The following is a 22,623-nucleotide window of genomic DNA, read 5'->3' as shown; positions in this document are numbered from 1 at the left end:
CACGCGCGCGACAGATTGATGGCCAATAAACCCCAACAATTGACGCTGCCCACGCCGCGTACCTACACCCGCACCGACTTCACGGCGCTGCGCGCGTTCGTGCAGCGCGTGCCCGCGGCCACCATCGCGCGGCTGTACTACGACGTCGAACGCTCACCCCATGCGGCGAGCCCCGAGACCACCGAGCGCTACCTGCGTCAGATGCGCGATGACCTGGTGAGTCTGGCGCTCAAACACGGCTCATCGGTGCTCGCCGATCACCTGAAGGCCTCGATCAAGCAACACGGCAGCGCGCGGCTTACGGCCATGACGCTGCGCATGGTCGAGCAGGCGTCGACCCTGGCGGCGGCCACGCCGGCGCTGGGCCATCCGGTCGAGTTGTGGTTCAGGCCGCTGATCGCACGACGCTTGATCGGCGAGGGAATCACCAGGCTGGGCGCCCTGATTGAGTACTGCAACGCCCGTGGCGGCAGCTGGTGGCGATCCGTGCCGCGCATCGGACCGCTGCGCGCGGCGACCCTGGTAGCATGGCTGCGTCGGCATGAGCGAAGCCTTGGCGCACGCGTGGCCGACGACGTCGATGCGAGGCCACTTGACGTCACCTTTCGCGCAGCGGGCGAGCCGGTCGCCATCGTGGTGGGCGGCGATCCGGCCGTGCCGCGTCTGGCGCCCTTCGAAACAGCTCGCCGTGCCGGCTGAGTTATCGGGCGGGCATGGACTGTACCGGGGCATCAACCGCGCGGGCAGCTTTGCTTTCATCCGCGCCGAGCACGACCTGGCCGCCGTGCACGCCTACCTGCACCGGTATCGCGATCGGCCGGTGACGTTGCGCGCCTATACGCGAGAGCTCGAGCGGCTCATTCTGTGGAGCGTGGTGGTGCGACAGAAGGCGCTTTCTTCGCTGCTGGTGGAAGACTGCGAGGCGTACAAGGATTTTTTGAAGGCGCCGATCCCGAGCTTTACCGGGCCGAAGCGTCCGCGCACGAGCGGCCGGTGGCGACCGTTTGCGCCCGAGGGACTGTCGGAAGACAGCCAAGCGTATGCGGTACGCGTGATTCGTGCGGCGTTCGCGTGGCTCGTGGAGGTGCGCTACCTCGCGGGCAATCCGTGGAGCGCCGTGCATGAGCCGGCGACGGTGATCCGCGAGTCCGCTGTTCAGGTTCATCGCGCACTACCGGCGGATCTCTGGACGCGCGTACGACGGCTGCTCGACGAACGTTGCAAGGCCCCGATTCTGCCGTCGCGAATGGAGCCGGGAGAGGTGGGGGCGCGTTTGAGCAGGCAGGCGCGGGCGCGTGCGGATCAAGAGGCGGCGCCTCAATGGCGGGCCGCGCGGGCGGCCATTCTTTTGATGGGGGACTCGGGGCTGCGTCGCGTCGAAGCCGCGCAGGCCAGGCGCGAAGATCTGCGCGCTTCTGACGTCAGAAGCGAGTCGTCTACGTCCGTTCCACGTCCAACAGGCGAGGCGCCTACTGCAGGCGAAGCTGCTGGCTCTCGTCCTCGAACCGTCTGGACCCTGACGATCGTTGGCAAGCGGCGCAAGCAGCGCACGGTGCCGGTGAGCGGCGCCACGCTTGACGCACTGCGCGCCCATTGGGCCGACCGCGATCGTGACTTCGATGGCGAAGCGCACGGGCCGCTCATTGCGCCGCTTTGGATTCCAGAAACCGACACTGCGCAGAATCGACACACCACCGAAGATCATGACGTGGCTTATACGCCGGACGCACTCGGGCGGGTGGTACGCATGGCCGTCCGGCGACTCGTAGTCGAGCTTCGTGCCGATCCCTCAGGGTTGAGCGAAATGAGCACGGAGGACTTGGTCCAACTGGTGACTACCTCGGCCCATGCATTTCGTCACACGTTCGGCACGCGCGCCGTCGCGCGCGACATGCCGACGGATGTCGTTCAGTCAATCTTGGGCCACGCATCGCTGCAAACGACCTCGATTTACGTGAAGGCCGAGAAGCGGCGCATGCTCGAGGCGGCAGCTAAGTATTACGCGGATGACGATGCTCAGTAGGGTGGCGAGGTCGCGCAAGAAAGCTTTCCCGCGTGTGCAACGCGCTACGCACGCCTGGGCCCAAAGCCTGCGTCGACTCGTCAAAAGGTCATAGACGCAAACTGCTATTTCTGACGTTGGAAATAAGGTCGGTAGGTCCCTCTTGCGGGACGCTTTTTACGCAAAAGCGGCACAGACCTGGGTTCTCCTTTCATTGAAAGGCGAATAAGCTCCGGCGCTCGATGTAAAGACTGGAGACGGTGTCAGACCGTTGCCAGGCACGCGTAAGCACTCTCCGGTATTTCGGCAAGTCGGGACGGATGCACCTGTCCGCTCAGGCCATAAAACTTCTGAAAATTCATGATCAACGGCGACCACTTGTCCGGATTAATCCGGTTGGCGTGACCTTCCATCAACATATCTGGATGAACGTGCACGCGCTGGACACGCACTTCGATCAGACGGATCGCGCCGCGTAGCTCGTCGCTGTCCTCGCCGATCCCATGCGTTGCCGCCACGACCGCCTCGAGTTGGATCGGGCATTCGAGCGCGCGGGCCGCTTCGACAGTTTCGGACGCCAATTTCGTCATCCCAGCACGGCCGAACTTATCCGGTTCATATACGTAGCCCATATCCCGCCTGAACTCAGACACCGGATACTTACCGGTCGTCCGCGCGATGCGGTCGACTGCGCCGACTTCGGTGGGAGACGGAAGATTTAGCACGCATTCGCCGCTGCGAAGCAGATTGCGCGTCGTCTGCGAGTCGGACGCAATGCCGAGCACGCCTCGCCAGCCAAGCCAGAAAGCCGACGATATTGGCGCGAGGTTGTCGCTCCCATCTTCGTTGACCGTGCTGACTAAAACAACGGGGGTGCCGGGATACAGAATATGAGGTTCGACGACGACGTGGGACGCATTCATAAATTAGCTCCGGAAGTTAATGTATGCATGATGGGATCGCATCGTGTCAGGCACACTCCGGTGTTTGCTCCGTAATTATGATCAACATGGCAACAGTCCGATCCACATCAGGAAGCTTTCAATCGATCTTCTTTGGCCGTGAACTGCTGCGGGCGGGGTCGAAAACTAGGCTTGCTATTAGCGTGGGCGGGGTAAGCGCGCAAAAAACGAAGATCAGCTTAAAGCGTTGACGCGGACCAATTGAACGCCGTCTTCATCTGTTCGACTTCCCCAGTCGGCGATCGGCCGAATTCTCGCTTGAATTCCCGGGTGAATTGCAAAGGGCTTTCGTAGCCACCGTCGCGGACGCGGCAGCTGCCGTCAGCCCGGTTCGGATCATCAACAGGCGCGCCTGGTGCAGTCGCGTCGACTTTAGATATTGAATCGGCGTAGTGCGCGTCACAGCCTTGAAATCGCGGTGAAACGCCGGCACGCTCGTGCCGCTAGCGTAGCTCAAACTATCGACGTCGATACGCTTGGCGTAATCGCTGCGGATGCGGCGCAGCGCCCGTGCGATCTGCGAGAAATGACCGGTCGTCGCGAGCGATGCACGCATTGCATCGCCTTGCTCGCCCGTCAGCACGAAAAAAGAATATCTCTTTCAGCACGCCTGACGAGGTCGTGCATGAATCGCTGCAGTGGCTAAAGAAGCAAAAGCGCCGACGCATGAGTTCCGCCTCACGTCGTGTGCGCGATATTGCGACCTGATCGTTAAGTAGGGAGAAAAGTGAGGCCGTCACTCGTCACTTGTCGCTTGGCGCTTTACTTCAGCCATGCGCGCAACGTGGTCCACGCGTTTAAAAGACTGACAGCCGGCTAACGTGGAGCCGCGAAAACATCTTGGACCCATCGTGTTTTAGATTGCTAGCTAACGAACGATTGCAGCGCGACATCCAAACACCAGACGGTTATTAAGCATATCGCGTTCCGGGCATTTTGACCGCGCCAATAATGCAATCAAGCGTTGCTGCTGCTTTATTAATCACACGTTAAAAACCCTTTTCAGCCAACGTCTCCAAAACCCAGCAGCCGGGTTATGCACCCACTTGTCCACGTGAACTGTGGACAAGTGGGTCCGTAAAAATGTCGCGCACGCGCCGAGCCAATGAGGCGACGAGCACTCGAAGCATGTTGATACGCTACCACCGGCGGAAACCTGCAAACAGACCCATGGCATACTCAGCGCCCGACCGTGCGACGCGGAAGATGAGGCGAACACTGTGCGATAAGATCAAGCTCATCGCGTGCCAAAGCGACCTCTCGTTCGTAGTCGAGGAGGGATCCCTTCGCATGTAGTGCCTCAAGCCGACGACGCACCGCGCCGTATTGTGCGCCCGCTCGGCGATGCAGCTCGGCGCGTTCGCTATAACGCAGAAACGTCTGCAAGGTGGCCAGAACCGCCGCGCTGATGCTGGTAAGTCCGATAATCACGCGTAGTGCCGGCGAGACAGCCGTCGCGATCAGCGACAGGAATGCCGACGTTCCAGTGAGCGATGTGATTGCAATGACACCGAGGCCCAAATAACGACCAGAGTTGGCAAGTCGATCCGCCATCGCGTAATGACGTGACTGCGAATTGCGGGCGCGCCTTAGCCATTCCAATACCAGAAGGCGCGTGTCGGGTGGCGGAGCATAAGAGACGTTCTCAGTTGGACGGACCATGTTGTAAAAGGTGACCGGCTGTAAGAACAGTCTATCGCTCGCCGCAGACAAACCGTGTCTCCATCAAACATGAGACGCGGCCAAGATTCGCGTGCCTTTTTCACGTCCCGCCGGTTCGTATTGCACTCGGCGGCCGCCCAGAAAGCCGTTTCGACTGTCTGAGTGTGACGGCGAATGCGCCGTCTCGTGCGAACCTTTACATTGGTCGCTAGGGTGAGCTCCGAAGCATCAAGTTTTCATTGTCACAGTATTGAAATATGGTGCGAGCACGATGCGCTGGTGCCCCGGCCCGCCGTATGAAGCGCAGCGTGTCTGCTGCCTTCCGACTGGGCCGGACGCACGTTTTACGTGTGTGCACATCGAAGTTCCGTGATCGGCATCGATCAAACTACCGCAGATTAGCGGTCGATAACGCGCCGCCTACCGCCTACCTGATGTTGCGTTGTCCCCCGCCGTGTAGACACCAATTCCGCGCGAGGCTACGCCTGGGGAGGAGCAAGGCAACCAAACTTCTTCCACAACTTTTTCAAGGTATCGTGGTTCTGCGCGGCACGGGAGGACAAGTAGCCTCGCGCACATCCGGTCCCCGATGCGGTCTCAGGTCTAGATTCGCCCAACGACTTGAGCAGTCCGCCCGCAACCACCACGTCATTTCGCCAGCCAAGATCGTCTTGCAATTCGGTGAGCGTGCTGACGTAGTGCTTGACGGCGCGCTTGGGCAAGGGCGACACGAATAATTCAGTTGCGTACCGGAGCTTTTTAGCCGCAATGCGAGCACGGTGACGAGTCTCATCGTCAAGCTCGGCAAGATTGTCGCCGCGCTTGAGCAGCTTCTTATGCCGCTGCATGAGCGTCTTGTTCGCGAAGTCTTCAACGGGCCTCTGTTGCGCCTTGCCGCCCTTCGCGCCATCCCATCGTTTCAGCCCACAGCGCAAACCGAAGCATCAGTCGTGCGTAACGAACGAAATCCACTGCAGCGACCGCGGTCTTGCGATTCTGCGTCGCAATGTCGGTCGCGGCCTTTCGAAGCGTGAGCGTGTCAGTGTCCTTCGAAGCACGTCCGAAGGCTGGTTGGAGTGTTGCCCCCGAAAGCACCTCTCAGTCACGCGCCGCACCTAAGTCGCCGGCGATCCATCGCAGTTCTGCGTCGAAGTCGGCCGGTGCCGCGATCACAGGCGCGAACAAGTCAAGCGCGGAGCGCAGTCGACGACGGCCCACGCGCATCGATACCTCGGCCCATGCGTTTCGCCATACCTGCGGTACGCGCAGTCGCTCGGGACATGCCGACCGACGTTGTGCAGTCGATTCTCGGCCATGCATCGCTGCAAACAACTTCCATGTACGTGCAAGCGGAAAAGCGGGCGCATGCTCGAGGCGGCGGCACGGTATTACTCGGATGAGGATGCGTAGCCACTAAAAGCGCCGAGCCGGTTCCCGCATGCGCACTGGGTGTGATCAGCAGCTAAAAGCGGCAAATTTGGGGAGCACCAAGGTCGCGGATAGTTAATCAGATGTGAGGCCTCACCTTTTTACAAAATTCCACGTTTTCACGTCCGATGTCATTTGAAGCGAGGCACAGAGCACTGTGCTCGCCTGGCAATCGACCGATGCTCGCAAGGTCAAATAACTGATAACTTGCACCTGGAATATACCTACGAGACGCTTTGCGAGCGGACATGGGCGGCGGTAAATCGCTACATCGGTGAAGCAAACAATCTGACGAAATACCCAAACGTCGCTCGGGAGCAACTGGGTGCCGCCCGCGGCGTAGTCATAGGTTTTTTCGCGCTCACGTTCGACGCACCGACCAGCCGGGCCGACCAAGCGGACATGCTCGACCACATTGCGCGTGCCCAAAATCAACTGCGAGAGCAGTGCCGCGAACGAAAGCCGAGAACCTAACCAGTAGCTTTGAGGTTTTAGCCAAATTAGCCGGCTCTTGATTGCGTCGAAAACGAGGAGGCAATCCCTTTGCGCGGACCAGATGCCCGCATGGTGCAGGCGACAAGGAGCGTGACCATGAACGAAGACCAGGTAAAAGGCGTGGGGGAGAAGGTTAAAGGCAAGATAAACGAGGGCGTCGGGAAGATGACGGATGATCCTACGCAGGAAGCGAAGGGCGACGCACAACAAGCAGGCGGTGAAGTTCGCAAAGAGGTGGGTGACGCCAAGGAAGATCTGAAGGACGCGGCCGACGACGCGCAAGAGCCCTAACCGCATACGTTTCTCGAACGAATGAACGCCCGCGGTTAGTTCCGTGGGCGTTTCCTATGGCAACGATCGTCGATGGAAACGCGCGGGCAACGTTCCGCTAACTTTGTTATCTTTCTCCGCGGATGCCGGTCCAGTTAATTGGCGCCGTCGCACGGCCGTAGTTCGGATTTTTGACCTTGAGCCAGTCACGGGTGTAGCCAGCCGAATAAGGCGCCTTGAGCCGTTTCGCCATCACCCCTTCAAGGTCCAATCGCGCTGCGCGCTCGAATGCCAGCTCGCCTTGCTCCTCGATGCCATCAACGTACACGATGACCATCGTGTCTGCAAAGCTCTCGCGCAACATCGCTTTTCGATCAAAAAGCCGCATGCGCCGCATGTCGTGGTGGCCCCAAGCGAGCATGTCGAAAACGTAGAGCCGGGCCGAATCCTCTGTAGCGGCTGCATGTAGGCTCATTGGATGGCGGTTTCGCGTCCGCCGTTGAAGGCGTTCCAATGAGGTGCGACCGGTGCCGTCATTGACCGTCAGCTCCGCGTCCCAAGAGAAGCTGCCAGGAATTGCCTTAACTGCAGCGACAACTTCGGGAAAGTGTTCGTTGAGGGACTTGCCGTTGCGCGAGATCAAATCGACTGAGCCGCCTATCTTCCGAACCAGCGCCCGGTAGCCGTCGTATTTAACTTCGAAGATCCATCCTTCGCGGGAAAACGGACCGGGAGCCAAGGTGCCATGCATGAGATCAGCACCATCAAGCGACAGTAGCATGGTCAGGTTCCACAAAATGCGCGCTGGCAGAATCCAGCTTCACCGGGCAAAAGCTTCGTGACTCACTTTGCGTGCATTGTTGTCAGCGCAGGCGCAAAACTGCTCGAGATCATTCAACGCTGTTTTCCACGTCGACTTGCGTCTAACAGTTCGGCGCCGCCAGCGATTTGATGCGTCATGGTAGCAATGCAGCAGCGCAACATCCGATGTGTCGCATTCCGAGTGCCCGGTGCGACAAAGCTCTGCGAAGCTGGCTTCCCGATGCAGTCTGCCCGAGCCCCGCTTGATGGCTTAGAAATTAGGTGGAACGGCCCGACTTCGGCGGGAAAACTTCTGACGTCAGAAGCGTATCACCAAACATTTGCGCGAAGCATAGCGAGTAAAATCCTTCCATATGGTTTCGCCATACATTTTGGGCAAGCGCGCCGTCGCCCAGGTTGCCCACCAACGTCGTCCAACTGATTTTGGGCGACGCATCCTGCAAACAATCTCGATTTACGTCAAGGCGGAGAAGCGGCGTTTGCTCGAAGCGGCGGCACGTTGTTACGCGGACGACGTTGAGTGAGTCGCGCAACCGGCATGATGTATGTCGTTGCCGCGTTCGTAGCAGCCGACACTGGGCACTTACGTATCGCCGAACCGTTCGCCAATAAGCGTATCGTGTCGGCAGGAAGGGCAGCAACGATCGCCCCCATCATGGCGTCCAGGCCCGTAAGACCCCATAATGCGTGCGCGAGGACGAGAGCTGTACGCAGACTGACACCTTCGCGGAAGCTATTCGCGCCGCCGTCCGCGTAGAACTTGAACCTGTGCAGGTCGGCCTCCTGCGTGGGCCACTTCAAGGGCCGTGATGGTGACGTCCATGAGGTTTGCCTTTTTGGGTCTTTCAGCATTGACCGACCTGCGTACTCATTTCAGCGCTTGCACTGCTCTCTTTATTAGATCGCCGTGCTTCTTAGCCGATATATTTGTATGAGGCGCTCCGTCGCCCGAAGAACGAGTGCAATGTTCTTTTCATATTGGGAGATCTAGTCTACATGCTTACACGCGAAGGCGCGGATGACACCGAGGTCATCGTTCGACCGGCCGCTGATGGACGCTGGCAGGTCGAGATTCCGACCGGTGACGGGGTTGCTGTCAATTTAGTCGACGACGAGCGCGCGGCAATCGCTTTCGCGCACGCGGTTCGTCCTGGCGCCGACATTCGAGTGCTGCCTGCCGCAGAGTGACTGCCGCACCGAGCGATGGTCTGTTCTCGAAGGGAAGGCAGCGCCCAGCTTTGCGGAATTGCTAGAGGGACGCATGCGGAAAGTGCTAGTACGTGCTTCGCGCGTTGCATCCGATCCGCGCCGCTCTTCGGCGACGGCATAACGGAATGAGCCAAGTCGGTCACGACAGCTTTTGGCCATTGACAAGCGTATGCTGATCTCATCCTCGGCCCTCAGGAAAAATCATGCGTCCGCAAACATACCTGAGGATCTACTGCACTTCTTGCGGCGTTTGGTCCGGCTGCATCTTTATCGATGATGTAGCGGTGAAAGGCATCTTTGGATGCCGGAGTCCATATGAGGTGAAGAGCTGGGCCAAGGACTCTGTCTATCGCCTTGATGTGATCAAGATTGAGTCGCATTGAATCGACCCGGCGACCCTCATTTGACCATGCAGCGACGGACGGACCCGCGAATCTACAAGCCGACAGCACAGGGGCAAATTGGCTCGCGCCCGTCCCAAGCGGTGTCTGATGCCACTGAGGTGCACGACAGCATTTCCACCAATCGATACAGATTGTATAAGCGCGTCCCAGGCGGCTACCGGGTCTTCGAGGTCGCCTTCAATAACGAAAAAGCGAGGTGGAGATGGGCTGCTCTGACAGGATGCGATAAGCGCGAGCAAGACACCGCCGCGCCCCAAACATTCACATCGGAGCGTCTTGCCGTCATCAACGCAAAGCGGCAGTTGGACGGGGACTTTTGGGTGATGACCACGTGGCCCGATTCGATTCGGACCGCGTTTCATGATTGGGGAGGTATTCTCCGGATACGTGAAGTCTTGGTGATCCATTGGAACCGACGACCGCGCCGGAGGTAACAAGCTCGAGAACGCAAGAAAAGCGCAAACATCTTCGGCTGCGCCTAAGTGGTCGCCGCCCAGACGGTCATCTCATCTTCTCAGAAAGTCCGTCGGCGTCAGGCGAATCATGTCGGAGCTAGCAACCAGAGACTTTCGTTCCGCCATCGCGCGGATGCGAGCATAGCCGTCCACAAAGCACTGGCGTATGCGTTCATCGTGAGCCGGTAGGTCGAGCCAAAAGCACTGTTGCAACGCCCCTAACAAAATCACACACTCAACCCGCCGACCATCTTTGAGTATCGCGAACTCGACTCCATCCCGGGTCAGCTGAAACTGAGATTCGCTCGGAGCCTCTTTCATAGAGACGTCGGTAACCGTTATAGCTCGGGATTTGCAATATCGCCGTCAACGATCTTTCGACCGATTTGCTGGGCAGCTGCGAGCGCCTCGTCCGGTCCCGTGTAAGGGCCGATTGGCGAAGCGCCATTAAACGGATATAACAGCTTGAAATCCGTCTTGCGCACCACCTTCAACGTGCCGTGAAAGCCGCTTGCGCGAGTGCCGCGGTAGGACGCGTAAACAGCGAAGTCGTTCTCGGTCAAGCCGACCGCCGGTGCGACAGATTTGAACGGGAAGAGAACTAGCTTTGGGCGTTTTCCGTTGCGCATAGCATCGCTGAATAGACGAACAGTTCCACCGTAGCAAAAAATGTACCAAAGTGAATTGAACAGACGCGCGATGATCGCCAACTGCGCGTGCTCGCGTGGACCGCGCTTAGACGAACGGAGCGTAATTTGAAGAATTCACAAAACACACAGAGTAACGGACGCCGACGGTTGGGTGACTGGCTACCGCGCGACGAGGACAGCGTTGTGCGTTTCCGGTTGGAGTTCGCCGCGGCCGCGCAAGCGCGTTGCTCCATTGAACGGATCGGTGGCCGACCTCGCGTCATTCATCCGTAATGATGCCGTCGTGCGAATGGATCTGACGCGTGCGATCGAGCAAGCCTTGGAGATCGGTTATCAACTTGGCTACTCGTCGACCGAAGAATTGATCGTCCTACTTGATGCGATGCTGCACTACGCGCCGCCATTCAGTGAGTCGAGTTTGATCCATTGTACCGTACTCTCGCACGCATCTTAACGATAACCCGTCCACCGGGTGGTTCAGCCCTGTCGCTGACTTTTAGATTCCACAAAAGCGAACCCCAAGCGACGCAGACAATATTCATTCGGATTCATCCGTCAAGGAGTAACTGATTCGGATTTTACTGATCTGGCTGTACTCCGGCTTTGCGTGCAACACGGGGAGATCTTTCACTTCGCTGTGCAGCACGTCTATCACGCACCGGTTCTCAAGGATCAGGTATGAGGCGGCCCATAGCAAGAGCGCAAGCCCGATTACCGTAGACGCTGCGCCCAGATACTTCAAAGGCGCCCAGTCGTGGCCGATAATGGTAACGTTTGTTCCGGAAAGCAAGGTGAAGATCAGCATCATCGCCGCGATGGCGCCGATGACCGTCGCCCGTTGCATCTGCTCGCAGCGGCGTTTGTATAGCGGTATCTGTTCGGCGATGTGCCGCCGCCGGTTATTGCTGGTTTCAATCGCACGGTATTCGGTGACTAGCGTTCGGTACCGGTCAAAAGCGCTTACGAATATTTGACCCAAAAGCAAGCTGTAGGAAAGTCCAGGAGGCAAATACGAGGCTTGCCGTGGGTCCGGCCGTCTCGAGAACGTCTTTCAGCTGAAATGTCATTGACTTCGTCTGCCAGGTTTGTCGCAATAGTCTCAGCACATGTTATGCCGACGAACCCACAGGCGTCCGATACGTGACAAGGCGGCCGTTGGACGAGTCAACGAGGTAACGATCGAGTTTATTGGAGTGTCCCCCCGTATCTGAGGACACGAGGACTCTCTTAAAATAAGGGATAGTCTTGCGTCTAAAAGTAAGCCTAGTCATTACGTGGAATCCATATAAGTTCTGAGCGATCCGGAGCGCCATCGTCGGCGCACCGCGCAGAGAAAATCGCCATCGTGCAGGAAACACTGGAGCCAGGAGCGTCCGTGTCGGGCGTCGCACCCCGGCACAGCGTCAACGCCAACCAGGTGCTTAGCTGGCGCAAGCAATACCAGGAAGGCAGTCTGGCTGCGGTGAAGGCAGGTGAATCTGTTGTGCCCGCATCTGGGCTGGCCGCCGCCATCAAGGAAGTCAAGGAACTGCAACGACTACTCGAGAAAAAAACAATGGAAGTCGAAATCACACGCCGCTGCGCGTCACGTTCGCGCTGGACTGTTGCGACCGGGAAGCGATTAGCTGGGCGACGACGACCGGCGGCCATAGTGGCGATGTGGTGCGCGACGTGATGCTGGCTGCCGTCGAACAGCGCTTCGGCACCACGCAGGCTACACAGAACTTCGAATGGCTATCGGACAACGGCTCGGCCTACATTGACCACCGCACACGCAGCTTCGCTCGTGAACTGGGACTTGAGCCGCTAACCACGCCGGTCCGTTCGCCGCAGAGCAATGGCATCGCCGAATCGTTCGCGAAGACCATGAAGCACAACTACGTCGCGTATATGGACAAGCCCGACGCCCCAACAGAGCTCTCGCGTCTGGCCATCGCGTTTGAGCAATGATATGAACGCCTCCCACCCGGGCCAGTTCTGTAGCGGCCGGCCTATAGTGATACGGCCAAGGACTCTTGGTGCAAATGGGAGATCGCTATGTTGCTCACTCCAGTTGGGATCGATATCGCCAAATCGGTGTTTCAGGTTCATCACGTAGACGAGAGCACAGGGAAGACTGTCAGCAAGACGATCAAGAGCGCGGGCTTCCTCCAATACTTCGCAAATCGCAGCCCTTGCCTTATTGGGATGGAAGCGTGTGGCGGCGCACAACACTGGGCGCGCGAACTGACAAAGCTGGGGCATCAGGTCAGGCTGCTTTCGTCAAGATTTGTGAAGGCATTCAACATTGGCAACAAGAGCGACGCAGCGGATGCACGAGCAATCTGGCTGGCCGTTCAGCAACCAGGCAAGGCTGTTGCAGTAAAAACCGAGGCTCAGCAGGCGGTGCTTGCCATGCACAGAATGCAAGAACAACTCGTAAAGATGCGGACGATGCAAATAAATGCCTTGCGCGGCCTCATGACCGAATACGGAGAGGTTATGGGTCGCAGCCGTGCGGTTTTGGAAAAAGAGATGCCAGGTACCCTGCACAGGCTCGCGGAGCGTCTGCCAGCGATGCTGGTTGATACATTGCGCGACAGATGGAACGAGTTAGCAAGGATGGACGAGCAAATCGCCAAAATCGAGCAGCGGCTTCGCACCTGGCTTAAGCAGGATAGAGATTGCTCTGCGATAGCGGGAATTCCCGGCGTGGGCCTGCTCACGGCGACGGCAGCGGTCGCTACGATGGCCGACCCCAAGGCATTCAGGTCGGGGCGAGAATTCGCAGCATTTATAGGTCTCGTTCCACGGCAACATGGTTCGGGCGGGAAGGTAAGCTTGTTTGGGATCAGCAAGAGGGGCGACACCTATCTTCGTACGCTTTTAACTCACGGCGCGCGCTGCGTATTAGCAAATGCCAAGGAGCCAGGTCCATGGGTCGAGCAGTTGAAAAAACGGCGGCCAGCAAACGTGGTAGTGATTGCGCTAGCGAACAAACTCGCGCGCATCATCTGGGCAGTCCTTGCACACCGGTGCCCCTATGAAAAAGGGTACTCGAGTACACGGCCAGCCTGAATTAACTTGCCGTCTAACCAACTTGGAAAGTATAAAGTCCGATCACAAGGTCCACACGTAACACACGAATCATCACACGGTTGCGCAGGCGTTTCGCTTGGAATGACAGAACAGGTAGGACCGGGACTCGCTGAACCTGTGTTGTAGTGAGAGCTCCGAGCTCGTTTGAGCAATGAGGTGCGAGTCAGCGGATTTCATAGTGGCCAGCAGCGGCTATTCGAGCTGCAGACAGGCCGGATATACAGCTGCAGCCCGTCTTGTTCTGGAATGCCGATCGAAGCCCCTCGCAAAGGGAGGCGTTCATATACACTACAATGAGCGCCACCCGCACAAAGCCCTGAAATACCGCTCGCCTCGCGAGTATAAACGCGCCGCGGTCTCATCAACCTAGCAGTGTCCGCGTGTCTTGACTTACAGGGGCGACTCCATTTATTCATTCAAACACTCGGCTTTCGCTTGGGCTAGCCGGCGGGGTGTTTCGGCAGCGGCACTTTGATTTTTGCGATTGCAGGCTAACCCCTTAAGCAGCAAATGCGCTCTCGTTCCGGAACTCGTTGTGCTACCTTTTGTATGTTCATAAGCAATCCATACACCGATGCCGTCTTCTAAGACTTATGCGCGCCGTTGGACCAGTCGTTTCGCGGTACGCCGCGACAACCGCCTGCGAGTGCTGGTGGTAGACGATAATGCGAATGCTGCGGACGCTTTTACCGCGTATTTCGGACTGTTTGGCACATCTTCCAAGGCTGCCTACGGGGGTGCAAGCGCTATTTGCACAGCGTTGGAGTGGGTGCCGAATGTGGTTTTTCTCGACATATCGATGCCCGAATTAGACGGGTTTGCGGTGGCGCGCCGATTCAGATCCGAGCCTCTGCTCAAAGACGTCGTAATAGTCGCCCTAACTGCGCATGACGAGGCCTTTGTTCAGCAGCGGGCCCCGGCAGGCGACTTCGACGGCTATTGTCAAAAAGGCAACCCCGCCACTGCGTTAGTCGAATTGCTTGAACAGCTCACCGCTGAGGTTTGAAAGGCGTACGCCTAAGTGGGCGGGCTGTCGCGCAGGTTTGCCGTCCTGGCTAACGGGTCATTCCCGTCGCCGGCGTAAAGCAAGGTCGCCAAGCAACGAAAACAATCTTCCAACGTCTAGCGGCTTGACAAAGTGGTAGTCGAAGCCTGCTGCCAGCGCGTTTTCTTTATCTTGCTGCAGGCCGTAACCAGTCACCGCGACGAGGACTGCACCGGACGTTGAGTGCTGTTTCTTCAATAGCGACGCCAGCTGATATCCGTCCATATCTGGCAAGCCAATGTCTAGAAGACAAATGTCCGGGCTCCATTGTTCCGTTTCCGCTAGAGCCGCAATGCCGTTTGCCGCAATCCGCACCTCGTTGCCGAGCGAATCCATCAGCATCGCGAGCGTCTCCGAGGCATCCAAATTGTCGTCGACGACCAGCACGCGTAGTTGGGTAAGTGACGGTGTAGTTGAGGGCTCTTGCGTTTGCTGGCTTCGTAGCGCACCGGACGTCTCAACGTGCTCAAGGCACATGACGAATCGGCTGCCTCGTCCAGGCCCAGAGCTAAAGGCTCGGACGCTTCCCCCGTGAAGTTGCATCAAGCTTCTAACCAGCGCGAGACCGATTCCAAGCCCGCCTTGCGAGCGATCGGAACTGCGTTCGCCTTGAGAGAATAGGTCGAATGCGCGTGCCGCCACCTCGGGCGTCATTCCGATCCCGTTGTCAGCGACAGTGACCTTAACGAACTTGCGTTCGGCGGCGACTGTAAAGTCGATAGTGCCGTTGTCCGGCGTGTACTTAGCAGCATTGTTGAGCAGGTTGACAAATACCTGAGTCAGCCGCTTTTCATCGGCCCGCACTAATACTGCGGTCGAGGAAGTGTGCAGCGACAGACGATGCTTCTTTCGCTCGACGAGCGGCCTGACTTGCTCAATCGCATCGGCGGCTACCCGATTGACGTCGAGCACTTCCATGTTGAGTTTGATCAGCCCTTGCGTCACCCGCGAAACGTCAAGAAGGTCATCGATGAGCCCGGTCATGTGTTTTACCTGTCGAGAGATGATTTCACATGACTTGCTGACCCGTTGTGCATCGTTGGGTGCCACTCGCATTAGCTCTGCTGCGCTCGCTATTGGAGAGAGAGGGTTGCGCAGCTCGTGAGACAACATCGCCAGGAACTCGTCCTTGCGCTTGTCTGCCAACCGCAGTTCCTCTTCAGCGTTAATCCGATCGGTGATGTCTAACTGGGCGACAACTGCACCTACGATTTCACCGCGATCGTCTATGATCGGCGCGCCCGTGCTTAGAAGCGTATGCCGATCGGGTGGCTCATCGAAGCTTTCAATAGAGACAATGTCCCGTGAAGCGTCCTCACCGCGCAGAATGCGTGCCGTCGTCCACTCGTCAGCGGCAAGCGGTTGGCCGTGCCGGTCGGAATGATCGGCCCAAGACCCGTTCCACTGTTTAAAATCAACGATTTGCACCGGGCGGGGATGGTTTTCTCCCCACAAGCGAACGAAGGAACGGTTGACCCGCTCAATAGCGCCGACTTTGTCGCTAACGACGATGCCGACTGGAACGGCCTCTAAAACTGCATCGAGGCGACGCGTAGCGTCGAGGGCCTTACGCGCGGCAGCGTGCGCGTCTCGCTCGCTCGCGAGCAGGCGCTCCTCGCTCGTACGTTGCTCTGTAATGTCGGAAAAAAGCACACCGACTTGGCGCGGTGTTGCGACGTCGGGACGGAAGGCGTAAATATCGAACCAGCGTCCGAGCTTTGTTGCCTCTCTGCGTGCATGCACGGGCTGGCCATTGGTTGCTACCGCACCGTAGATGTCGAAGAAATGGCGATCGTGGCCAGGAATGAGCTGCGAGACACGCCTTCCAACGACGTCTCCAAGGCCGGTGTGCGCCTCGAATGCGGCGTTTGCCATCACAAAACTGTAGTCGGATGCCTTCCCATTCCCATCGAACGACAGTTCTATGACGCAGAATGCTTGGTTGATGGCGTCAAACAAGCTGCGAAATCGCTGTTCACTTGCTGCGAGGGCCTGCCGGGTCAGGTGCGCCGTTGTAACATCGGTTGTGGTGTGAGAAACACACAACAAGCGCCCGGCAGCATCGAAGATCGGCGTGTTGACGGCGCTCCAAAACCGTTCTTCGTAACGGGTGGTTCCGTCATCAGCGGATATCCAAAGTGGGAAGCGCTGGAGCGGCATCGCCTGTGTTTCGCCGGTTTCGATCGCTCGCGCGATCGACGCTCGCAGCGCTTCGACGCCAGTGTCGTCCGGATCTGAAGCATTGTTCGCAAAGACTTCGAAAAGGCTTTTCCCGACCATGTCTTCGCGACGAAGCGTCGAGACCTTCAGGAAGGCGTCATTGACCGCGAGAATGATTGCGTCCGTTGAAGGAGAAAGGAGGTAACTGCCCGTCGGAGCGGTGTTGAAGATTTCTTCGAAGATAAGTGCGGAAGCCATGTGCACGATTGCGCTTGGACGCGGCGCTTCATTACTCTGATTGTAAGAAAGGTATCACGCGCAACGTCCGTGCCGGCGGAGGCGCTTCGTTCAAACTGCTTCGTTCAAACTGAAAAGTTGGCAATAGGTCACCGTGCCCGCTTCGAGACGTGCGGGGATGTGAAACCTGGTGTAGAGGTCCGTTAATTGATATGACTTCCCATGTCAATTTGAGATCGGTTTTCGGATTCCCTTAGCCATCCGAATTCCCTGAGGGCGGCGTAGCAGTAAGTCTCGACGGTGGATCACGCTGATATTCGCGGGTTGGTACCGCATTACAGAGGTCTACATGTGTTGAGGTGCTTCAATCCGGCCGAAGCTCCAAATCGCCTCAACCATTTGCTCACCTCGATAAGCAACCAATCCATGTTTCGTGCTCGCCGCGCGATTGCTGCTGGAAATTAGTGCGGCGCTTTCATACAGTCAAGCATCCGTATTAATGCACCTGAGCAATTATTCAGTCAATTTGGCGTTCACACGTCGTTGCAAACCACTCTACCTATGTGCAGGCCGAGAAGAGGCGCGTGCGCGGCGGATAGGTGTTGCGCAGATGACGATGTTCGTTAGGCCCGGAAAGGTGGGCAAGAGTGGTCTCCGCGGCACGTGGCGCGCTTCCAAGCCGCGCGCGGGCTGGCCCAGAGCCAATGTCGACGCATCATATTGGTCATAGGCTGCTGTTTCTGACGTTGGAAATCACCACGGTACGGCGGCGTATTGCGGACGGTACACACTAGTTGTTTGGGTTGCGAAGGCTGCGATGACGACCGGCCAGGACGTCGATAGCCACGATCGCCGGGCTGGCCGAATGCGCTGGCTGTAGAGGTGCGTTAATTCTGCTACTGGGTGCACTAATTCCGCTAATGCAGCATAGTTCGGGCAATCTTTCTGCGGGGCATTTGCTTCCGGCGTTAGCAGTCGTTCCGCATGACATGCCTGCAGCAACTTGCTGTCTAAGTCAGGCCCGTGTTCTCCTGTGTTCCTCCAATGCCGCAAGATCGGAGTTCCGCCCAATTCGTTTCCAGCGAAGTGGGGGCAATGCCAACGGTCTTCGAGACAGACATCGAAAGTAGTGTCGAGCGCAAACAGTCGAGCACCGATTTGGACATCGTCCGCCTGCGCGCGCGCTACAACGTCTAGTCTGCAGTAGCAGACTAAGCGCACCGGACCGGTGTAGTAGCAGAATTAGCGCCCACGGCACAGGGAAACGTTGCGCCTCGACAACACCATCGAGGGAATCGAAAAGTCACATTCATGCTCGTAAAATCAACGAGCTGTTGGCTCTTTTCCATTAAAAGGCTGGTTCTTCCTGTTCCGTTTGTACGGCCCCGAGGAAGCTTATTTTAACGGGAAGTGGAAACCGGCTGACTTAATCGAAGTGAAAACTGATTGACTCGAGCCAGGTCGCGAATGCAGTTACATAGGCGACACTCCGCAACCTTGCGTATTCGAGTTGCGCGATCCAGTTGAGCCGCTCGCCACGACCGCTGCGGGGTTTTGCGTCCATTGGCTCCCGAACCTACATAGGCATCGAGAATGCTATAGGCACAAGTCACCGACGCAAGGAGCCAGCAATGAATGCGAAGTCCCTTTTAGGCCGGGCGAGTGCATGGCCCACTCGGATGTTCAAACGCTTTTCAGCAGATCGCGGTGCGCCCATGGCGGCCAGCATTGCTTTTTATTCTGCGTTCTCGCTCGCGCCGACGCTCGTCATGGTGATTGCGGTGGCGGGGCTTGTATTCGGCACGGAGGCAGCGCGTGGCCAACTTTTTGGTCAAATAAGTGGAATGCTTGGCAAAGATGCGGCCGCGAGCGTTCAGACTATCGTGGAGCATGCTCACCGGAGCGGCGGCGGGGGCGTCGCTGCCTTGATCTCGTTCGCGCTGTTAGCCGTCGGTGCTTCAGCTACATTTTCTTCTCTGAACACTGCTTTATCGATTATTTGGCCGGCCAAAGAGCGCCCTAAGTCGGGCGTGACGGCGCTTGTCAAAATACGCCTGATTTCCTTTGGCCTAGTGATGGGTGTCGCGTTCCTACTCGTGATATCACTCGTCTTAGATACTGCTTTGCAAGCTGCAGGGAAGTGGGTTTTCGGAGCGTCGCCTTTAGTTATTTTGACCGACGTCGCGCAATTTGTGATTGGGCTCGTGATATTATCATGCGCCTTCGCTGCATTGCTTAAATATCTGCCTGACGGGCCTGTACCCTGGCGGGATGCAATGGTCGGTGGCAGCATCGCCGCTGTTCTCTTTTCGCTCGGCAAAAAGCTCTTCGCCCTGTATCTGACCCATGCTGGCACGGCCAGCGCGTTTGGAGCCGCCGGATCGCTGGCAGTCTTGCTGATGTGGCTTTACTTCGCTGCCGCCGTTCTGTTGCTTGGGGCGGAAGCGGCTGCATCGCGCGTTGAACAACGAAGCGGTGAGACCCTTGAAAACGGCGCAGCCACGGATAAAGACCGCAATAGCCGCGATGACAGCGCCGGCTCCCCGGCTTCACGAACGTTGGGCACAGCGGCGCCCATGTCAGCCGTGCCGCTTGCGCAAACATCTGCGAGCATGGGACGGGTGAGACCGGACGAGGGTGCCCTAGAACGCGCTGCACGGCCGGCTCAAGTCAACCCCGTTAGATGGGCGTTGGCGCTTGTCGGGGCCGGCCTCTTCATCGTTATTCGGGCCCCCAAGCGTTTGAGCCATAAATAGCGCGTTTCGTATTAAGCGCCAAAGTAGGTCGGGGAGCGGTGCCTCCGGTGATGCCTGTGACCTTCCATCCTCGTCGAGCTAGAGTCCCGAGGAGTTCGTGCACAACTCCGGGCGCAAGACAACAACGCCGCCAACCTTGCTGATCGGGTTGTGCTCGTTCGCTGCGTTGTTCGTCGCTTCCAACCCTCAAGCACAAAGCGAAGTATGGGAACGGAAGCGCGAAATGCGTGGAACCTAGCTTGCTCCTCGATCGGAAACTCCTTGGGACGTTACTGAAACACGCTCCGGCGACTTCACCTCTTTCCGGCAACGTTTCCGACTTGCTGGATTGCGCCCTCGAAGACACGCGGTCAGCACGTGGCATAGCAGGGCGAGCCAAAGCAATGCAACCCGCTGGATGAGCAGTGGCGTTGCGCCGCTCGCAGGGATCGGGGATGGGGATAGATTACAAGCGGCCCCCGCGTGAATAGCCTGATTTATAACGGACGAGCTTTAACTTCACAACCGCGCAGGCGGCGCGCGGTTGTGAGACATCAGCGCCGCATGCTTGAGGCGGCGACCCGTTACGGCGGGGACGACGATGCGGGATAATCGAGCTTGGCTGCAGTACTCATTCAATAAGGTAACAGCCTGTTGAAGTAAGTACGTCGCATCGTCGCCTCTGTGGCATTGTAGCCGGATGCGATTTGGTATGCTGCTTGGTCAACGGGTGCCAACAGCTTCGCGCTATCGGGCAAGTTATAACGTTAGTTGTGCCACCGAAGGTTCAACATTGACGGATGTTGCGGGAACAGCCACTGATCCTGGCAAAAGTTCATCCGGATAGCGATCAGTGCGCTGCTTCATTTCACTATTGGTCACCAGCGCGTCGTCGAAAATGTTTCCGGCGAGGGGGGTGATAAGAATTCAAGTAGTTAGGATTTATGCAGCAGGAGTATCTCGTCGATGGCAAGCGGTTAACATTTCAACATTGGACGTTAGTCGCCAATAGGGAGCGCCAAGCTTTGACGGTTTGCGAGAGGAAGCATGCTGAGACCGCTAGTACGCGCTTCGCGGGTCGCATCCGGTTTGCGCCGCTCTCCGGCGCACGGCATAACGCGGAACAAGCCAAGTCGGTCACAAGAGCTTTTCGCCATTGACAAGCGTATGCTGACCTCATCCTCGGCCCTCAGGAAGAATCATGCGTACGCAAACATACCTGAGGATCTACTGCACTTCTTGCGGCTTTTGGTCCGGCTGCATCTTCATCGATGGTGTAGCGGTGAAAGGCATCTTTGGATGCCGGAGTCCATACGAGGTGGAGAGCTGGGCCAAGGACTCTGTCTATCGGCTTGATGAGATCACGATTGAGTCCCATTGAATTGACTGCCCCCGGACCGGAGCGGTGGTGGACCGGCCAAGGTTTAGTCTGCACGCTTTGCTGCGAAACCCTCCTACAATCGAACCACACTGTGACCGGACGTTTAACTAAATGTCTTTTCAGGACGACCTTTCGTTCACGGATCGTGCTCTCGTCTCAGCAAGCCGACGCGCAATGTCGGCAGCCGCGCCAAAGTCGTCGCTAAGATGCCGCCGAGCACTTTCTTCGTCGGCGGCAAGTTTTAAGTAAGCGGCGGCGAGTTTTCGCAGCTCGTCCTCCGACGCGTCTTCGATTCCGATCAGTTGATTATTAGCTGACCGGTGTGACGCCAGCAGCTCGTTAAGTTTCAAATGGACGGCGACGCTATCCTTATTCGCGCTCTGCTGGATCAGAAAGACCATCAGGAACGTGACGATGGTGGTACCGGTGTTGATCACCAACTGCCAATTTTCTGAAAAGTGGAACACGGGTCCTGAGACAAGCCAGGCAATCACGGAGATGACCGCGAGGCCAAAAGCGAGGGGTGATCCAGCCCAACGCGTAACAGCACTTGCAAAATAATCGAAAGCTCGAGCGATAGGATGCCGATTGGCGTATGCCGGCGTGGACGTAGTCGGTACGGTATCCATCGGTTCGGCTTCGACAAACGGGTCGTTTGTTTTCATAGCGGTTTGGGCTGTTGGATTCGCACTAATTTAAACTGTCAAGCTTTCGGCCATCCTACAACGGGTAGGGCACGGACGTTCCTCCGGTGGCAGAAGTCGAAAAGTTTCTTAGCGAGCGCATATGAAATAATCCGGGGTTGACTTTCGGATAGCTTCTATGAATCTCAAGACGCGCAACAATGTCCATATCCAAGGAGCGGGACCTGTCACGCTCGTTTTCGCACATGGCTTCGGCTGCGACCAGAACATGTGGCGCACCTTCGCGCAGACGTTCGGGAAGAATTATCAAACGATCATGTTTGACTTGGTCGGCAGCGGAAGGTCAGACTTGTCTGCTTATGACCGCAACAAGTACGGTTCGCTTCGGGGCTATGCCGGCGACGTGCTTGAGATCGTCGATCAGTTTGCGACCGGCCCGGCGGTGTTTCTTGGGCACTCTGTTAGCGCGACGATTGGCATGCTCGCGGCCCTTCAATCGCCGGAGAAATTTGCGGCGAACATCATGATTGGCCCGTCTCCTTGTTTCATCAATGACGGCGAGTACGTTGGCGGGTTCGAGCGGGACGACATCGAAGAGATGCTCGAAACCTTGGAGAACAATTATCTTGGTTGGGCAGGGTCAATGGCACCGGCCATCATGGGCGCTCCCGAGCGACCTGAGCTCGGAGAAGAACTGGCGAACAGTTTCTGCCGAACGGATCCGGACATCGCGGCCCACTTTGCGCGGGTCACATTCCTTGCAGACCATCGGCGTGAGCTGAGCAGTGTTACCACTCCGACGCTGATCATTCAATCCAACGACGATTTGCTTGCGCCGGTTGCGGTCGGTGAATACATGCACAAAACCATTGTCGGCAGCACGCTTGCCGTCGTCGACAATGTGGGGCACTGTCCGCATTTGAGCGCGCCCGAGCCCAGCGGGGCGGCAACCCAAGCGTTTTTGCGCGGGTTAGGTCTCTGAAG

Annotated in this window: 19 protein-coding genes and 3 pseudogenes; 11 read left to right on the top strand and 11 right to left on the bottom strand. The window is 57.5% G+C overall.

Translation table 11 applies throughout. The features are described 5' to 3' along the window. The first annotated feature begins 18 nt into the window (after nt 1–18). Nucleotides 19–699 (top strand): phage integrase family protein, encoded by a 681-nt coding sequence (locus P9292_RS42090; protein WP_309966101.1) that lies wholly within the window; start codon nt 19–21, stop codon nt 697–699. Next, the gene (locus tag P9292_RS42085; protein WP_309966098.1) at nt 689–2,023 is read left to right on the top strand and encodes a tyrosine-type recombinase/integrase; all 1,335 of its coding nucleotides are present in this window, start codon (nt 689–691) and stop codon (nt 2,021–2,023) included. Before P9292_RS42090 ends, P9292_RS42085 begins: the two co-directional genes overlap by 11 nt. A gap of 242 nt (nt 2,024–2,265) precedes the next feature. Here P9292_RS42085 and P9292_RS42080 read toward each other — a convergent pair whose 3' ends face one another. The 5 genes and pseudogenes from P9292_RS42080 to P9292_RS42060 form a co-directional block, all read right to left on the bottom strand. Next, the gene (locus P9292_RS42080; RefSeq protein WP_309966095.1) at nt 2,266–2,925 is read right to left on the bottom strand and encodes a flavin reductase family protein; all 660 of its coding nucleotides are present in this window, start codon (nt 2,923–2,925) and stop codon (nt 2,266–2,268) included. Nucleotides 2,926–3,143: 218 nt separating this feature from the next. After that, nucleotides 3,144–3,553: pseudogene (locus P9292_RS42075) on the bottom strand (helix-turn-helix domain-containing protein); the annotation flags it as partial. Between the two features lie 590 nt (nt 3,554–4,143). Continuing rightward, nucleotides 4,144–4,677 (bottom strand): SLATT domain-containing protein, encoded by a 534-nt coding sequence (locus tag P9292_RS42070; protein WP_309966092.1) that lies wholly within the window; start codon nt 4,675–4,677, stop codon nt 4,144–4,146. Nucleotides 4,678–5,105: 428 nt separating this feature from the next. Further along, nucleotides 5,106–5,474: a CHAD domain-containing protein gene (locus P9292_RS42065; RefSeq protein WP_309966089.1), complete on the bottom strand. Its 369-nt coding sequence runs from the start codon at nt 5,472–5,474 to the stop codon at nt 5,106–5,108. Nucleotides 5,475–5,724: 250 nt separating this feature from the next. Beyond that, nucleotides 5,725–5,850: a CHAD domain-containing protein gene (locus tag P9292_RS42060; protein WP_309966085.1), complete on the bottom strand. Its 126-nt coding sequence runs from the start codon at nt 5,848–5,850 to the stop codon at nt 5,725–5,727. Nucleotides 5,851–6,261: 411 nt separating this feature from the next. On the opposite strand from P9292_RS42060, the gene P9292_RS42055 reads away from it, so the two are divergent. Continuing rightward, the gene (locus tag P9292_RS42055) at nt 6,262–6,528 is read left to right on the top strand and encodes a hypothetical protein (RefSeq protein ID WP_309966082.1); all 267 of its coding nucleotides are present in this window, start codon (nt 6,262–6,264) and stop codon (nt 6,526–6,528) included. A 117-nt stretch (nt 6,529–6,645) separates the two neighbouring features. Then, nucleotides 6,646–6,840: a CsbD family protein gene (locus P9292_RS42050; RefSeq protein WP_309966078.1), complete on the top strand. Its 195-nt coding sequence runs from the start codon at nt 6,646–6,648 to the stop codon at nt 6,838–6,840. 106 nt (nt 6,841–6,946) lie between these two features. On the opposite strand, the gene P9292_RS42045 is transcribed toward P9292_RS42050, so the two are convergent. Beyond that, a complete protein-coding gene (locus tag P9292_RS42045) occupies nt 6,947–7,600 on the bottom strand; it encodes a DNA ligase (RefSeq protein WP_309966075.1) in 654 nt (217 codons plus the stop codon). Between the two features lie 1,037 nt (nt 7,601–8,637). Here P9292_RS42045 and P9292_RS42040 point away from each other — a divergent pair. Beyond that, nucleotides 8,638–8,829, top strand: a complete 192-nt coding sequence (locus P9292_RS42040) for a hypothetical protein (protein ID WP_309966072.1) — start codon at nt 8,638–8,640, stop codon at nt 8,827–8,829. Between the two features lie 931 nt (nt 8,830–9,760). Here the strand turns inward: P9292_RS42040 and P9292_RS42035 are convergent. Then, a complete protein-coding gene (locus tag P9292_RS42035) occupies nt 9,761–10,030 on the bottom strand; it encodes a DUF1488 family protein (RefSeq protein WP_309966069.1) in 270 nt (89 codons plus the stop codon). 17 nt (nt 10,031–10,047) lie between these two features. Next, complete coding sequence (locus P9292_RS42030; protein WP_309966066.1) at nt 10,048–10,419, bottom strand: DUF6723 family protein; 372 nt, start codon at nt 10,417–10,419, stop codon at nt 10,048–10,050. Between the two features lie 184 nt (nt 10,420–10,603). Between P9292_RS42030 and P9292_RS42025 the strand changes: the two genes are divergently transcribed. Then, nucleotides 10,604–10,813: a hypothetical protein gene (locus tag P9292_RS42025; protein ID WP_309966063.1), complete on the top strand. Its 210-nt coding sequence runs from the start codon at nt 10,604–10,606 to the stop codon at nt 10,811–10,813. Nucleotides 10,814–10,897: 84 nt separating this feature from the next. Here the strand turns inward: P9292_RS42025 and P9292_RS42020 are convergent, their stop codons facing one another. Further along, the gene (locus P9292_RS42020) at nt 10,898–11,344 is read right to left on the bottom strand and encodes a DUF2721 domain-containing protein (RefSeq protein ID WP_309966060.1); all 447 of its coding nucleotides are present in this window, start codon (nt 11,342–11,344) and stop codon (nt 10,898–10,900) included. Between the two features lie 307 nt (nt 11,345–11,651). Here P9292_RS42020 and P9292_RS42015 point away from each other — a divergent pair. The 3 genes and pseudogenes from P9292_RS42015 to P9292_RS42005 form a co-directional block, all read left to right on the top strand. Continuing rightward, nucleotides 11,652–12,303: pseudogene (locus tag P9292_RS42015) on the top strand (transposase); the annotation flags it as partial. Between the two features lie 93 nt (nt 12,304–12,396). Beyond that, entirely contained in the window at nt 12,397–13,416 is a 1,020-nt protein-coding gene (locus tag P9292_RS42010; RefSeq protein WP_309966057.1) for an IS110 family transposase, read from the top strand. A 595-nt stretch (nt 13,417–14,011) separates the two neighbouring features. Then, nucleotides 14,012–14,443, top strand: a complete 432-nt coding sequence (locus tag P9292_RS42005) for a response regulator (RefSeq protein ID WP_309966054.1) — start codon at nt 14,012–14,014, stop codon at nt 14,441–14,443. 57 nt (nt 14,444–14,500) lie between these two features. On the opposite strand, the gene P9292_RS42000 is transcribed toward P9292_RS42005, so the two are convergent. Beyond that, nucleotides 14,501–16,900, bottom strand: coding sequence for an ATP-binding protein (locus tag P9292_RS42000; protein WP_309966050.1), 2,400 nt, complete (start codon nt 16,898–16,900; stop codon nt 14,501–14,503). A 1,610-nt stretch (nt 16,901–18,510) separates the two neighbouring features. Here P9292_RS42000 and P9292_RS41995 point away from each other — a divergent pair. Then, nucleotides 18,511–19,407: pseudogene (locus P9292_RS41995) on the top strand (YihY/virulence factor BrkB family protein); the annotation flags it as partial. Between the two features lie 1,707 nt (nt 19,408–21,114). On the opposite strand, the gene P9292_RS41990 reads toward P9292_RS41995, so the two are convergent. Beyond that, complete coding sequence (locus P9292_RS41990; RefSeq protein WP_409015603.1) at nt 21,115–21,660, bottom strand: low affinity iron permease family protein; 546 nt, start codon at nt 21,658–21,660, stop codon at nt 21,115–21,117. Nucleotides 21,661–21,817: 157 nt separating this feature from the next. Here P9292_RS41990 and P9292_RS41985 point away from each other — a divergent pair, with 157 nt between their 5' ends. Continuing rightward, nucleotides 21,818–22,621, top strand: a complete 804-nt coding sequence (locus tag P9292_RS41985; protein ID WP_309966044.1) for an alpha/beta hydrolase — start codon at nt 21,818–21,820, stop codon at nt 22,619–22,621. Nucleotides 22,622–22,623 lie beyond the last annotated feature (2 nt).

This window comes from Caballeronia sp. LZ001 (assembly GCF_031450875.1).
Classification (GTDB): domain Bacteria; phylum Pseudomonadota; class Gammaproteobacteria; order Burkholderiales; family Burkholderiaceae; genus Caballeronia.
The sequence above is the reverse complement of the archived record's forward strand: the minus strand, read 5'-3'. Positions and strand labels throughout refer to the sequence as shown.

Excerpts from the sequence above, each read along its gene's own strand:
- P9292_RS42090 (WP_309966101.1), top strand. The coding sequence starts at position 19 with ATGGCCAATAAACCCCAACAATTGACGCTGCCCACGCCGCGTACCTAC.
- P9292_RS42080 (WP_309966095.1), bottom strand. The coding sequence starts at position 2,925 with ATGAATGCGTCCCACGTCGTCGTCGAACCTCATATTCTGTATCCCGGC.
- P9292_RS42065 (WP_309966089.1), bottom strand. The coding sequence starts at position 5,474 with ATGCAGCGGCATAAGAAGCTGCTCAAGCGCGGCGACAATCTTGCCGAG.
- P9292_RS42060 (WP_309966085.1), bottom strand. The coding sequence starts at position 5,850 with ATGCGCGTGGGCCGTCGTCGACTGCGCTCCGCGCTTGACTTGTTCGCG.
- P9292_RS42050 (WP_309966078.1), top strand. The coding sequence starts at position 6,646 with ATGAACGAAGACCAGGTAAAAGGCGTGGGGGAGAAGGTTAAAGGCAAG.
- P9292_RS42045 (WP_309966075.1), bottom strand. The coding sequence starts at position 7,600 with ATGCTACTGTCGCTTGATGGTGCTGATCTCATGCATGGCACCTTGGCT.
- P9292_RS42040 (WP_309966072.1), top strand. The coding sequence starts at position 8,638 with ATGCTTACACGCGAAGGCGCGGATGACACCGAGGTCATCGTTCGACCG.
- P9292_RS42035 (WP_309966069.1), bottom strand. The coding sequence starts at position 10,030 with ATGAAAGAGGCTCCGAGCGAATCTCAGTTTCAGCTGACCCGGGATGGA.
- P9292_RS42010 (WP_309966057.1), top strand. The coding sequence starts at position 12,397 with ATGTTGCTCACTCCAGTTGGGATCGATATCGCCAAATCGGTGTTTCAG.
- P9292_RS42005 (WP_309966054.1), top strand. The coding sequence starts at position 14,012 with ATGCCGTCTTCTAAGACTTATGCGCGCCGTTGGACCAGTCGTTTCGCG.
- P9292_RS42000 (WP_309966050.1), bottom strand. The coding sequence starts at position 16,900 with ATGGCTTCCGCACTTATCTTCGAAGAAATCTTCAACACCGCTCCGACG.
- P9292_RS41990 (WP_409015603.1), bottom strand. The coding sequence starts at position 21,660 with ATGAAAACAAACGACCCGTTTGTCGAAGCCGAACCGATGGATACCGTA.
- P9292_RS41985 (WP_309966044.1), top strand. The coding sequence starts at position 21,818 with ATGAATCTCAAGACGCGCAACAATGTCCATATCCAAGGAGCGGGACCT.